This is a genomic window from Shewanella sp. MR-4 (genome assembly GCF_000014685.1).
In the GTDB taxonomy this organism is placed as follows: domain Bacteria; phylum Pseudomonadota; class Gammaproteobacteria; order Enterobacterales; family Shewanellaceae; genus Shewanella.
This window is the reverse complement of sequence record NC_008321.1, coordinates 1,028,931-1,042,730: the sequence shown is the minus strand read 5'-3', so window position 1 is coordinate 1,042,730 and position 13,800 is coordinate 1,028,931. Positions and strand designations below refer to the sequence as shown.

Here is a 13,800-nt window from a genome sequence, read left to right as displayed (position 1 = left end):
AAGCATAAAAAGGCCCTCAATAGGGCCTTCACAGGAGTGGCAGTTTAACACTGGCCAAATAATACGGTCACTCTCATTTAGCCGCGTTAGGATGATAAAAAGCGCGGATATCTTGCACCAGTTGCTCAAGCGACGCGGGCTCCACATACATCATGTGGCCCGCTTTGTAGTAATGCATAGTGACACGGCTATTATCTATGCCATTATCGGCAAAGGTATTTTCGGTCGCAAAGAAGGGCGTCGCAAAATCGAAATAACCGTTACCGACAAAAATGCGTAGGTCTTTATTCTCGCGCTGCGCCTGCCCTAAATAGGGCGCCACATTCACATAATGCATTTGCTTACCGCTGATATTCCAGTTCCAGCCACGGTTAACATCGGTGGAGAGCACGTTGAAGGGGCGTGATAATTTAACCCCTAAATCCTCATACAGATACTGATGGATAGCCGCCGTATAAGCGCCATCGATACCATATCCTGACGGGTCGTTATCGGTCGAGTCACCGCCACTGTCGTAATCTTTGCCGGTATAGCGACTGTCTAACCGCCCGACGGTCAAATCCTGATCCCTGAGCAATTCTTTGGTGTAGCGACTCGCACTCACCCGCAAATTCACTCGGTCAAGATAAGACTCACTCAGGCCCGTAAAACGCGCCAACTGTTTGCGTACGCTCTGATAATCGCTTTGCGCTAAACGACTACCCTGTAATAGGGCTAAGGCGTAATCCTTGATAGCGAATTGACGCGCCTGTTCGACAAACGCTTCGAGCCCTAAGGCCTTGTCGGCATCGTTGACTTTATTGTGATAAAACGCGGTTGCCGCCATAGTCGGTAAAAAACCAATGTAGGGTTGGTTATTACCCGGTTGATAGCGAGCGTGGCTAAAGTCGAGAATCGATGAAATCAACATCACGCCATTGACCGAGATATCGGTCCAACCGCCTTGGAGCTCATCCACTAATGCTGCGGCTCGCGTCGTACCATAACTTTCACCGGCAAGATATTTAGGCGAATTCCAACGCTTATGTTCAATCAACCAACGGCGCATAAACTCGGCAATGGATTGGGCATCTTCTTTCACGCCCCAAAAATCGGCGCCTTTCTTCTCACCAAGCGCACGGCTAAAACCGGTACCCACAGGGTCGATAAATACTAAATCAGACTCATCAAGTAAGGAGTAATCGTTGGCTTCAATCCGATAAGGCGCCGCACCATCATCTTTGGCATCACCTGGTACAATCACACGCTTTGGCCCAAAGAGTCCCATGTGCAGCCACAGCGAGGCAGAACCTGGGCCTCCGTTGAAAATAAACGTGACAGGGCGTTTACTGCTGTCTTGCACATCATCCCGTAAATACGTAATAGAGAAGATACTCGCCTGAGGCTCACCCTTATCATCCTCTAAAATGGTTTCTCCACTAATGGCTTGATAGCTGATCTTTTGATTTTGAATCGTCATTCTGTGCTTAGTCGTCACCACCTCTGGCACTAGCTTATCCACTTTGGCTTCGCTTTTTTGCGCAGGCTCAGCATGACCGACTATGGACACAGTGAATAACAAGGGCAGCAACACACTTGCCCATTTCAGTTTTGAGGGCGTTTGCTTCTCTGTTAGCGCTCGCATCAATTATTCTTCCCTTCTGTAGTGGTTATTTGTGATCTTTTTATTGATGCACCAGCTTACAAAGACTGCGCACTCGGCGCAAAAGCACAATTGCAACCGAATGCGTCAAAGGTTTAATCGGCTTTTAAAGCGTAAATTCACGCAGATTTAAGCTGTTAGCCGCTAAGATAGATTGGATTATCGAAAACTTATGTAGGCATTTATGGGCACTATCACTCTTATCAGTCTGATCATTCTCGCATTACTCGTGGGCGCGATTGGCCTGTTAATCTGGCAACGCAGCAAAGGTAAACGCATTCCACTGGCGGTAATTTTTGTATTGGGATTTTTCGCCGTCGGCCTAGGCGGAATTATCGGTTTTGTACATAAAGGCGAAGATTATCAAGCCTATCAAAAGTTGCAGTGGCACACGCTGGCCCCTGAAAAAATCGCGCCACTGGTCGCCGATGGCTACACAGTGTTTGTGGATATCACCTCAGACTGGTGCAGCATTTGCCAAACCAACAAGGCTGAAGTCACCCACAGAGAGCAAGTGGTGAATGCGCTGATGGCCGACAAGGTTATTTTGATGCAGGGAAATTGGAGCGAAGCCGATTCCACCATTGCGGGTTATATGAAGCATGAAGGCGTACCGGGTACACCTTACAATAAGGTCTATGGTCCAAGGGCGCCTAACGGTATAGTGTTGCCTTCAAAGCTCACTATAGAGGCCGTGCTTAATGGCTTAGCTCAGGCAAAATCACTGTAAGCGATTGATTTGGCTTTAACCTCAAAAAAGAAGCCATAAAGCTCAACACTCGCGCAATAAAAAAGGCTGCATCGCAGCCTTTTTGCACACTTCAAATCAGTAGAAAGTAATTTTCCGGAAAGGTGGGCAGAAAATCACTCCGTACTCTTAACAGCCATCTCACCCCAAAACGCTATTTAACTCGTTCATTCACTCACACCGTACTTCAATAAACATCTCCGCGTTGCCGTGAATTCCCTGTCTTAAGGGCGAGCCTGCTTTGTTCAGGTCAACTTAGCCAAAGATATTTATGAAACATTTTTATAACAATTCACTCTTTTACGCCAGCACTAAATACAACTTTCGATCGATTAAAATATAAGCTTTTTATTATCAACAAGTTAATGGTCAGACCTCTAAACATATCTCTAAACCATTCAATTCGAGCGTTACCGAGTAACTCACGATATATCGCGACACGACTCAAGGAGTTATACTCTGGGCACTCATTCGTATTAAGGAATCAACGGAATGACCTCAACACAGCCCGCTGCAATGCCCTTGGATAAACATTTTCTGCCAGAGAACCAGTTACTGCTCAATGCCGTGGGAGAAGGCATTTATGGGTTTGATTTAAATGGTAATGCCGTCTTTATTAATCCCGCCGCCGAGCGCATGACGGGCTGGAAGAATGAAGAATTACTCGGCAAAAATATCCATAATTGCCATCATCATAGCCACGCGGATGGCAGTCATTATCCCCAAGAAGATTGTCCCATCTACAACACCTTGAAGGATGGAATAGCAAGGGAAATCACCCACGATGTGTTTTGGCGTAAAGATGGCAGCAGCTTTCCAGTACATTACAGCTCGACGCCCGTCTATCGGGACAACAAGCTAATCGGTGTGGTCGCGATATTTCGCGACATCAGTATTCAGAAACAAACCGAGCAGTCGCTACGTCAAGCTTTAGCGCAGGTTCAAGCCCTGTCGGAGCAACTTGCCAGCGAAAATCACTATCTCCAAGCCGAGTTAGCCGATAAGACCGGCGATGTGGATATTTCGGGCAGCAGCGCGGTGATCCGTCATATGATCCAGCAACTGCATATGGTGGCCAATACTGACAGTACCGTATTAATTTGTGGCGAAAATGGCACAGGCAAAGAACTGGTTGCCCGCAACTTACATCAACTGAGTCGCCGTAAAGATAAGCCCATGATCAGCGTTAACTGCGCGGCGTTTTCAGCCTCACTGTTAGAGAGTGAGTTGTTTGGCCATGAGAAAGGCGCCTTTACCGGCGCGACACAGCAGCGCAAGGGCCGCTTCGAACTCGCCCATCAAGGCACACTGTTTCTCGATGAGGTGGCCGAATTAAGTTTGGAGGCGCAATCTAAGTTGCTGCGGGTGATCCAAGAGCAATCCTTCGAACGACTCGGCGGCAGTGAAACCATTAAGGTCGATATTCGCTTAGTCGCCGCCAGTCACCATGATTTACTCAAGCGCGTTGAACAGGGTTTATTCAGGATGGATCTCTATTACCGCTTGAATGTCTTCCCAATCCAAGTGCCGCCGCTGAGAGCAAGACTTGAGGACATGCCCGAGCTTGTCAGCCACATATTGCATTCCCTAAACCGCAAACTCGGTAAGAAACTGCGCGGCGTGAGCCAAAAAGGTCTGCAAAAACTGATGGCCTACAGCTGGCCGGGTAATGTGCGTGAATTGCAAAATATCCTCGAGCGGGAGGCCATTTTATCTCAAACGGATATTTTACAAATCCATGCCATGCCCACGAATCACCTGCAGACTCAAACCGCGGCTTCACCATTGCAAACCTTGGCCGAGGCGGAAGCACAACACATAGAGCAAACATTAAAGCAGCTCAATTGGCGTATTTCGGGCCCCAATGGTGCGGCCAATGTGCTCGGCGTCCCGCCAAGTACACTCAGATCGCGGATGAAGAAGCTCGGGATTACACGTCAAACCCCTGCGGAAGAATAGCTTTAAAAACGCGATATATCGCCAATTAGCGATATATCGCGACACCTACTAAATCGCAAATACACTTAATCATTAAATATCAATAATTTAAAATAAAAAACTCTTGGCCTAACGTTTGCTATAGGGAGCCGAATCTTATTTAAGCCGTTAGGACAGCATATGCCCAAGAGTGACACCCAACACAGAGAGAACGCCAAGCGCCCCTCTGCTGAGCAATTTATCCCCGTAAAAAATATCCAGGCGGACGATAAACCAACCCCCGTGAATGGTCAGATTCATTTCCGAGAGCAGAAGGGTTATTTTCAGCGCCTAAGAACCACAATGAATAGCCTGTTAGTACTGCTGTTTTTTGCTCTGCCCTTTATTTCCTTTGATGGTCGGCAAGCGATATTGCTGGATGTGAGTCAGCAGCAGTTCTTCTTTTTCGGCCTCACGCTCTGGCCACAGGATTTCACCTTACTCGCTTGGGTATTTATTGCCGCCGCCTTTGGGTTGTTTTTCATTACTGTGTTTTGGGGGCGCGTCTGGTGTGGCTATCTTTGCCCGCAAACCGCGTGGACTTTTATGTTTGTCTGGCTCGAGAGCCGAATTGAGGGCAACAGCAACAAACGTAAATTGCTGGATAAGGCGCCATGGTCAGCCAATAAACTCGGTAAAAGAAGCCTCAAACACGGCCTGTGGGGATTAGCCGCCTTAATTACTGGCTGTGGATTTATCGGTTATTTCATCCCCGCCCGCGAACTCTATTTGGATATTTTTACCGGCAACGCCGGCTTTTGGACGACCTGCTGGGTATGGTTTTTCGCGATTTGTACTTACTTAAATGCTGGCTGGATGCGCGAGCAAATGTGCTTACACTGTTGCCCCTACGCGCGTTTTCAGGCCGTCATGTTCGATGCCAACACTAAAACCGTCACCTATGATGCCGCACGCGGCGAAGCACGCGGCCCACGTAAGCGCAAACAACAGACTGAACTCGGTGATTGTGTTGACTGTAACTTATGTGTCGAAGTCTGCCCGACGGGGATTGATATTCGCCAAGGCCTACAATACGAGTGCATTAACTGCGGCGCCTGTGTCGATGCCTGTAATGAAACCATGCAAAAATTCGACTACAAACAAAACCTAATTAGCTATGTCAGCGAGAATGAATTAAAGGGCATCACCCATTCCAACTGGCGCTCGCCACGCTTTTTAGGTTACGGCGCAGCCGTTGTCATTATGTTGGTTGTAATAGGTTTAGATCTTTCCAGTCGCAGTGAAATTCAGCTTAACGTCATTCGCGACAGACAGAGCCTGTATCGCGAAACCGCCGATAATAAAGTTGAAAATACCTACCAGCTGAAGATCCGTAACAAGACTCAGCAAACCAAGCAATATCAACTCGCGGTCAACAGCGAAATGCCCTTCAGCTTAATTGCCGATCCAGTCATTACCCTTGCTCCGGGCGAGCAATCGGATTATCCAGTGACAGTATTAGCCGATAAGGATGCAATCCCAACGGGGCGCAAAATTATCGAATTCTCGGTAACGGATGTGAGCAAACCTGAACAAAGCGTTAGCCAAGAAACCGGCTTCTTTAGCCCTTAGCGCGTCATGCGGCAGTGTGCTCGCCGATAAGCGAGCACACTGCATCACTGTTAGTCACTTTCGCAAATCTTGCCCGTTGAATAACAGAGGTTGCAGGGCTTTTTGCTCAGCTTGTTTCGTTAAATCCGCTAAATAGCCTCAATTCGCGCCGCACAAACATGAAGTATGCCAATGCAAAATCATAGCCTTCTAGCCACTTCTCTTGCGCTTACGGCGACAGATCAAAAGAGGCTCGGCTGTCATTGCGGTAAAGCAATGTCGATTTATTATTGACGGAGCGCTATATAGATCGAATACAATAAATATACGAAACATATATAAAGTATATTTATGGGCATAGTTAAAATTTCCGAAGAACTGCATGATGAGCTGAGAAAAGCCAGTTCGGTCATGTCACGTTCAATCAACTCGCAGGCAGAATTCTGGATAAGGATCGGGATGCTGGCAGAATTGCATCCGCAACTCTCCTTTAATCAGTTAGTCGCCGATCTGATGAAATCTGCGGATGTGAACCTAGCCAACGTGACCCAGGTAAAGGAAATGGCCGATGAATAATCAGGTGAAGATAAAATCTGCCGAAGAAATTGCACTGATGCGCCGTGCAGGGCAATTATTAGCTCAAGTATTTCAAATGCTTGATACCTATGTCCGCCCCGGCATCAGCACCATGGATATCAACGATACGGTCGAAGCCTTTATCGTCAATGAGCTAAAATCGCGTCCCGCGAGTAAAGGTCAGTATGGCTATCAATATGTGTTGAATTCATCCATTAACGAGGTGGTCTGCCATGGTGTGCCCTCAGCGCATGAGGTCATCAAAAGCACAGATATCATTAACTTAGATATAACCCTCGAGAAAGACGGCTATATTGCCGACTCAAGTAAAATGTATGTGATGCCACAGGCGCCCGCCCCAGCCCAAAAGCTGGCTGATGTTACCTATCTTGCCATGTGGCAGGGAATAAAACAGGTAAAACCTGGGGCGACTCTAGGCGATATTGGCCATGCGATTCAACAATATGCGCAATCCTTTGGTTATAGCATCGTCAGGGATTACTGCGGCCATGGGATAGGTCAAGAAATGCATGAAGAGCCGCAAGTCCTTCACTATGGAAAGCCGAATCAAGGCCTTAAGCTCAAAGCGGGCATGGTGTTTACCATTGAGCCTATGGTGAATCAGGGCACAGAAAAGATAAAGCTCAAAAAAGATGGTTGGACGGTTGTTACCCGCGATAAAAAACTCTCGGCGCAATCGGAACATACGATACTTGTCACCCCTACGGGATATGAAGTGCTCACCCTACGCCACGATGAGCAATCTCCCCGCTAATTTCGACGCTAACCCTCGCTTTTTCATCTCAAATTCAGGTGTGCTGTAGTAAATTTGCACTGCAGTTCACCGCCCTTCATTAGAGTAAAAATTCTATTTTTACAATTGGATAGCCGTGCAAATTGCTACAATAATTTAACGATAAACGTTGACCTGACAGGTTGAATCCTTCTAATCTAAACACTCGTTTGATTTTAAAATAATAACAACGATAAACCTATTTGAGGTAGTTAGGCATGGCATACGATCAAGAGTCACAACTCGAACTTGGCAAATACTCATCACTCATAGACTTAATCGAACGCACTAGCCAACGCTTTGGCGATAAAACGGCATATGCTTGTTTGGGGAAAACCAGCAGCTTCAATGATATAGAGCGCGATTCACGCTATTTTTCCGCCTATTTGCAGAATAACACTAACCTAAAACCCGGCGATCGGATCGCGATTCAATTACCCAATATTACCCAGTTCGTTATCGCCGCCTATGGTGCGCTGCGGGCGGGACTTATTCTGGTCAACACTAACCCGCTCTACACCGAACGAGAGCTTATTCATCAGTTTAATGACTCAGGTGCTAAGGCCTTAGTGGTGCTTTCGGATCTGTTGCCAACCCTTGCCAAAGTAGTTGCGACCACACCAATTGAATTAGTGATTTCCACTCACCCATTAGATCTTATCGATCCGCAGGTGCAGCCCAAAACGGGGCTTAAAAATGTCGAATTTTGCCAAGTGCTAAAACAAGGGGCAGAGCTGCCCTTTAACCGAATAGTCCCTGCCGCAGGTGACTTAGCGGCGCTGCAATATACAGGTGGTACAACAGGCCTCTCCAAGGGCGCCATGCTGACCCACGGTAATATGCTCGCCAATGCGGCGCAGGTAAAATCCCGCATCGGCAGCGTTATCAGCGAAGGGGAAGATATTTTTGTCGCGCCACTGCCGATTTACCATATTTACGCCTTTATGGTGAACTTAGTTCTGTATTTTGAATGTGGTGGTTGCTCGGTATTAATCCCCAATCCCCGTGATATTAGTGGCTTAATTAAGACACTGGCGAAATACCCTTTTACTGGCTTTGCAGGGCTTAACACCCTCTTTGTCGCCCTGTGCCATCAGCCCGAATTTAAGGCGCTAGATTTCAGTCATTTAAAAATCACTATTTCGGGTGGTACGGCACTCACCGCGGCCGCAGCCAATATCTGGCAGCAAACCACGGGCAATACCATCAGTGAAGGCTATGGATTATCCGAAACCTCGCCGGTGATTTCACTCAATGCTCCCGGATATCAAAAGATTGGCACTATCGGTAAGCCCGTTCTCGGCACCGAGGTCAAACTGTTAGATGAAAACGGCAATGAAGTCGCGCAAGGGGAAGCCGGCGAACTCGCTGCCCGCGGCCCGCAAGTGATGCTGGGTTATTGGAATAATCTCCAAGAAACGGCCAATGTAATGACTGCCGATGGTTTCTTTAAAACCGGGGATATTGCGATTTTGAACGAGGAAGGATTCCATCAAATCGTTGATCGCAAAAAGGATATGATTATCGTCTCCGGCTTTAACGTCTATCCGAATGAGGTCGAAAACGTGCTCGCCAGCCATCCGAATATCATTGAATGTGCCGTGGTTGGTGTAAAGGATGAACACTCAGGAGAAGCGGTCAAAGCCTTTGTTGTACTTAAGGATGACAGCCAAGATCATGAGCAAATGAAAACCGCCATTATCAACTTCTGCCGCGAGCAACTCACCGCCTACAAGCTGCCCAAGTTGATTGAGTTTATGCCACAGCTACCTAAGAGTACCGTGGGTAAAATTCTGCGCCGAGAATTGAAACATCAGGCTTAAACATAGCTAAACATCACTGATGTGTGAGCAGTCTTAAATCCCAAATAAAACCCCAGAGCAACACTCTGGGGTTTTATTTGCATTACATTCCCGTCCAAACCTTACTCGCTAAGCGCACTCACGTCATCCGTTAGCAGCTGTAAACTGGCAAACTCACGATATAACGCATTGGTTTGTAAAAGGGTTTGATGCTTACCACTGGCGACGATACGTCCCTTATCGAACACGATAATTCGGTCCGCATTGATCACAGTGGCAAGGCGATGGGCGATGATAAGCGTGGTTTTCCCCTTCATCAATTCATCGAGTGCCTGCTTCACTTTTTGCTCGCTTAAGGCATCGAGCGCGCTGGTCGCCTCATCGAGCAGCAAGATAGGCCTGTCGGCTAGAATCGCCCTCGCAATCGCGATACGCTGCTTTTGACCACCGGATAAGCGCACGCCGCGCTCACCCAAATAGGTTTGATAACCTTCACTAAATTCGCTGATAAACTCATGGACACGGGCCGCAATACAGGCATCAATCACCTCCTGCTCGCTGGCATCGACGCGGCCATAGCGCACATTTTCCAGCACACTAGTAGCAAAAATCACTGAGTCCTGCGGCACAAGCGCAAACTGCGCCCGTAAATCCTTTGGTGAAAGCTCAGCAATATCAATCCCATCCAAATGAATGCTGCCCGAAGACGGCACATAAAACCGCTGCAATAACTGAAATAAGGTACTCTTACCGGCACCACTCGGCCCGACCAAGGCCACTCGCTCGCCCGCGGTAATCATCAGTTCTAAGTCGCTGAGCACTAACTGAGTTTGCTCGGGATAATGAAAACTCAGCTGTTGCAGTTGCAGCTCGCCACGCACTTTCGCAGGCAGTGTTTTAGGCACCAATGGCGCAGGAATATCGACCTCAGTTTCAGCCAGTTCGATTAAGCGCTCGGCGGCGCCCGAGGCGCGTTGGATCTCACCGACAACTTCACTGATGGTCGCAACGGCACCTGCCACCATCACGGCATAAAACATAAAGGCCGACAGTTCGCCGCCCGTCATCTTTCCCGACATCACGTCGTGGGCGCCGACCCAAGTCACAGATGCAATGGCGGCGATACTTAAAAACATCACGGAGGAAATCAACATGGCACGGTAACGAATACGACCACTGGCGGCGGTCATCACATCTTCGACACGACTATTGAATAAACTGCGGTCCTTATCCTCATGCCCATAGGCTTGCACTGTGTGGATTTCATGTAAGGTTTCATCCACATAGGCCCCCAAATCCGCCACCCTATCTTGACTCTCCCGCGCTAAGGTTCGCACTTTTCGGCCAAAGAAACCGACAGGCCCCAGCACCAAAGGCACTGCCAGTAGCACCAGCAGCGTCATCTTCACGCTGGTGATCCCCATCATCGCCAACCCACCGATCACAGTCACGCCGGAGCGCAGCGCCATCGAGAGACTCGAGCCGACCACGGTTTGCAGCAGAGTCGAATCGGCGGTAAAGCGCGAAATCACCTCACCGGTACGCACCTTGGCGTAGAAGGCTGGAGACAACTTCAGCAGTTGATTGTAAACCGTCAGCCTTATATCGGCGCTGACCCGCTCGCCGAGCCAAGTCATCAGATAAAATCGGCAAAACACCGCAGTGCCACTCACTGCGGTGATCAGCAGTACCAACAAAATAATTTCATTGAGACGCTGGGCGTTATCCTTAATAAAACCTTCGTCCACCATCAACCGCACGCCCTGCCCGAGGGATAGCCAGGCCAAGGAGCCAATCAAAAGAAATACAATCGCCGCGACCACCCGCAGGCGATAGGGCTTAAGAAATTGCCAAATCCAGGGGAGTACGGCTCTGTCTTGCACCTTGGAGGGGGGAGAAGCCAGTGACTCAACGGGAGTATGCGGTAATACCGTTTGCGAAGATTTATGATTTGATGAGTTCACCGCGATTCCTTCCCATAAAATGATGACGCATTCGATTACAACTGATGTAAATCATAAGAAAACTCTGGACCTTAACCCAAAATTTGCCAGCGACCTAGGTATAATAAGTGCAAATTTTCGTAAAAGTGACAATATGAAAACGCCAATCTCAACAGAAACACAGCAAGACGCCTTAAGCATTGCCAAAGCCACGCAAAAACCGGGACAAACGAAGGAACAAACCAAGCTTATCGCACAGGGGATTGAAAAAGGCATTGCCGAATACAAAAAACGCCAAAAAGCCATGGCCCGTGAGCGCGATAAACTAAGAAAACAACAACTAAGGGCCAGAAACCAACAAGCGAGCGCAGCCGACGAGATGGATGACGGCGAAGATTTTTCGCTGCCGCAGACTCAATTTACTCCTGTTGCTTGGGCAGCCATCGCCTTGTTACTCCTCAGTTGGCTGGGCTTTGGGGCTTATATCTTCCTTTAACTGAGGAGATGCGCACGTAACGTATCAAGGTAGCTAGTCAGCTCATGCGGATGAAACGCTTGTGCCATTAACGCCTTAGCATTGATATTGCCAGCCTTTAGCAGGACTCGCCCCGTCTCGGATAAAAAGGCCAACTCGAGCCAGTTGGCTCTATCGGGGTAGCCATCGAGTGTTAGACAAAGCGTATTATCCCGCTCAATGGCAGACTGACAATCCCAGCATTGGCCGACAAGGTCGAGCAGCACTTGCCCGCTTTGCGTGTCGGTTAATCTCGGCGCATATACCCAATGGGACATGCGCATTTCATGGGGAATGGTCTCCAGCTTAAAGCGACCCTCTAGAAAAAACTGTTCGGTTAACATAATCGGATCATCAAAGTAGTTATCGTATATGAATAAATCGTTTATTAAAAAGATGAATCGGTAATGGCCTGATTAACTCTCTGGTTTATAAGTAGATTAACTCATTAAGCCTTCTAATCGATTCGCGAACCGCTTAGCTAAACCTTTTTGCCAAGCCGCACTCTTTGGCTGACTGTAGAGCCTATCTTCCCACGCAAAAATCTTATTCATGCCATGGTATGCGAGCCAAGGCAAAGGCTCGCGCTCCCAGGGTGCTAATACCTGTTGTACTGGAGCATTAAACGCCCAAGGCATAGATGCAAGCTGTGTATCACGCCCTAATATCAAGTCCACCAGCGTGCGGGCAAATAGGTTTGCCGCCCCGACACCTTCCCCGCCATAGCCGCCAATCAGGCCTAAACCCAGACTTTGATCAAAGATGGCATGGGGAGCAAAGCGCCTCGCCAAGGCTAACGTTCCGCCCCAACCATGGGTAATTTGCACGCCGTTAAGTTGAGGAAATAACGCCAATAATAATTGATAACGAAAGCCAAATTCGCCCTCGAAATCACACTGAGGTGGGCTTTGATTTGCAGGAAATTTCCCGTTAAACAGTTTAGGGTCAAAACCAAATTCGGTGCGTATTTCCGCGCCAAAGCCATAGCCGCCACGGGCACCAAATATCAGCCGATTATCAGGGCTACGCTGGCCATAAGTCACTATGCGGCTGGCATCACTAAAGGTCGCGCGATTGGCTAGGCCAATTGCATCCCATGTGGCATCCGTTAACGGCTCAGTGGCGATAAGTAAACTCTGCACGGGTAAGGTAAATCGCCCAAGTCCACTGAGCTGACGCAGATAACCTTCCACCGCGGGCACCACAATCGTCGCACGAACTCGTCCCTTTGGTGTTTGCAATAGGGTTTGTGCATCACCAAGATGCGCCATGTGATTTACTAGAGTATGCTCGTAGATCTTCACCCCTAAGCGTTGCACTAGGTCAGCCAAACCACAGACGAGTTTCGCCGGATGTATTCGCGCGCAATGGGGAGTAAAAAGTGCCGCTTGGCCCTCGGCCATAGACACTTGCTTATCGAGCTCTGTCTTATCCAGCCAACGAATATCTTCTTCACCAAAACCTTCTGCGCGCCACTGCGCTAATTCGGCTTTAATATTGGCTAATTGCTCGGAATAACGCGCCGCCACCCGCAAGTTACCGCCATGGTGTAAATCACAGTCGATATGATGCTTGGCGCAAACTGTGGCCACTTCAGAAATAGTTGCTTGAATAATGGCTTTAGCGCTAAGGCGCTGCTCGCCCTCGAGCCGATTAAGGTAGGCCACATCACCACTGAAACTGCCCATCAACCAACCACCATTGCGACCGGATGCACCTTGGCCTATGCGTTCGGCCTCAAGGATAACCACAGACAGATTTGGCTGGTATAGCTTTAGATAATAGGCAGTCCAAAGCCCGGAATACCCCGCACCAATAATGGCAACATCGGCGCTGATATCCTGCTCTAAGGGTGGTAAAACGGCTCGTTGAGTTAACTTAGGCTCAGTGTCGAACCAAAATCCGCGCTCTTTCACGCCAAGGTTTCGCTCGAGGCATTAACACCAATAATTGCGGCAATTTCATCGACATGGGTATCAACCCAGGCGCTGCTGATAGGCCCCCAGGTAACGATACGATAATAACCCGCATTGTTACGACTGCCGTCCTGCACAAATTCGACTCGAATGCCAATATCTTCAAATGCGGCGATAGAATCCTGCAGCGTGCGCCGAGGCATTCCAGTTAACTTATTGAGTGATAAAAGGTTATGTCGTTCATCATCCATTAAATGCGCTAAATATAGCTTACGCAAAAATGCCTTATGCTGTTTCGACATCGATTGAGTGGCTGCAACTTCTAGGGGCATAGAGGA

General features: G+C 48.4%; 12 protein-coding genes. 7 read left to right on the top strand and 5 right to left on the bottom strand.

The annotated features are described in order from the left end of the window. Positions 1 to 73 precede the first annotated feature (73 nt). Positions 74 to 1,624, bottom strand: a complete 1,551-nt coding sequence (locus SHEWMR4_RS04610) for a S10 family peptidase (RefSeq protein ID WP_011621684.1) — start codon at positions 1,622 to 1,624, stop codon at positions 74 to 76. A gap of 202 nt (positions 1,625 to 1,826) precedes the next feature. On the opposite strand from SHEWMR4_RS04610, the gene SHEWMR4_RS04605 reads away from it, so the two are divergent. The 6 genes from SHEWMR4_RS04605 to SHEWMR4_RS04580 all read left to right on the top strand — a co-directional run bounded on the left by SHEWMR4_RS04605 (position 1,827) and on the right by SHEWMR4_RS04580 (position 9,110). Then, positions 1,827 to 2,372, top strand: a complete 546-nt coding sequence (locus SHEWMR4_RS04605) for a thioredoxin family protein (RefSeq protein WP_011621683.1) — start codon at positions 1,827 to 1,829, stop codon at positions 2,370 to 2,372. Between the two features lie 510 nt (positions 2,373 to 2,882). Next, a complete protein-coding gene (locus SHEWMR4_RS04600) occupies positions 2,883 to 4,349 on the top strand; it encodes a sigma-54 interaction domain-containing protein (RefSeq protein ID WP_011621682.1) in 1,467 nt (488 codons plus the stop codon). Positions 4,350 to 4,508: 159 nt separating this feature from the next. Next, the gene (gene ccoG, locus SHEWMR4_RS04595) at positions 4,509 to 5,939 is read left to right on the top strand and encodes a cytochrome c oxidase accessory protein CcoG (protein WP_011621681.1); all 1,431 of its coding nucleotides are present in this window, start codon (positions 4,509 to 4,511) and stop codon (positions 5,937 to 5,939) included. 330 nt (positions 5,940 to 6,269) lie between these two features. Beyond that, positions 6,270 to 6,494: a ParD-like family protein gene (locus SHEWMR4_RS04590; RefSeq protein ID WP_011621680.1), complete on the top strand. Its 225-nt coding sequence runs from the start codon at positions 6,270 to 6,272 to the stop codon at positions 6,492 to 6,494. Then, positions 6,487 to 7,269 (top strand): type I methionyl aminopeptidase, encoded by a 783-nt coding sequence (gene map / locus SHEWMR4_RS04585; RefSeq protein ID WP_011621679.1) that lies wholly within the window; start codon positions 6,487 to 6,489, stop codon positions 7,267 to 7,269. The genes SHEWMR4_RS04590 and map overlap by 8 nt, the downstream gene beginning before the upstream one ends. 236 nt (positions 7,270 to 7,505) lie before the next feature. Continuing rightward, positions 7,506 to 9,110, top strand: a complete 1,605-nt coding sequence (locus SHEWMR4_RS04580) for a long-chain-fatty-acid--CoA ligase (protein ID WP_011621678.1) — start codon at positions 7,506 to 7,508, stop codon at positions 9,108 to 9,110. Positions 9,111 to 9,211: 101 nt separating this feature from the next. Here the strand turns inward: SHEWMR4_RS04580 and SHEWMR4_RS04575 are convergent, their stop codons facing one another. Next, the gene (locus SHEWMR4_RS04575) at positions 9,212 to 10,993 is read right to left on the bottom strand and encodes an ABC transporter ATP-binding protein/permease (protein WP_083757966.1); all 1,782 of its coding nucleotides are present in this window, start codon (positions 10,991 to 10,993) and stop codon (positions 9,212 to 9,214) included. 193 nt (positions 10,994 to 11,186) lie between these two features. Between SHEWMR4_RS04575 and SHEWMR4_RS04570 the strand changes: the two genes are divergently transcribed. Then, positions 11,187 to 11,528 (top strand): DUF2956 domain-containing protein, encoded by a 342-nt coding sequence (locus tag SHEWMR4_RS04570; protein WP_011621676.1) that lies wholly within the window; start codon positions 11,187 to 11,189, stop codon positions 11,526 to 11,528. On the opposite strand, the gene SHEWMR4_RS04565 is transcribed toward SHEWMR4_RS04570, so the two are convergent. The 3 genes from SHEWMR4_RS04565 to SHEWMR4_RS04555 all read right to left on the bottom strand — a co-directional run bounded on the left by SHEWMR4_RS04565 (position 11,525) and on the right by SHEWMR4_RS04555 (position 13,794). Continuing rightward, positions 11,525 to 11,890: a hypothetical protein gene (locus SHEWMR4_RS04565; protein ID WP_011621675.1), complete on the bottom strand. Its 366-nt coding sequence runs from the start codon at positions 11,888 to 11,890 to the stop codon at positions 11,525 to 11,527. The genes SHEWMR4_RS04570 and SHEWMR4_RS04565 overlap by 4 nt on opposite strands. A 96-nt stretch (positions 11,891 to 11,986) precedes the next feature. Then, on the bottom strand, positions 11,987 to 13,462 hold the full coding sequence (locus SHEWMR4_RS04560) for an NAD(P)/FAD-dependent oxidoreductase (RefSeq protein ID WP_011621674.1): 1,476 nt from the start codon (positions 13,460 to 13,462) through the stop codon (positions 11,987 to 11,989). After that, a complete protein-coding gene (locus SHEWMR4_RS04555) occupies positions 13,459 to 13,794 on the bottom strand; it encodes a winged helix-turn-helix domain-containing protein (RefSeq protein ID WP_011621673.1) in 336 nt (111 codons plus the stop codon). The genes SHEWMR4_RS04560 and SHEWMR4_RS04555 overlap by 4 nt, the downstream gene beginning before the upstream one ends. Between the last annotated feature and the right edge of the window lie 6 nt (positions 13,795 to 13,800).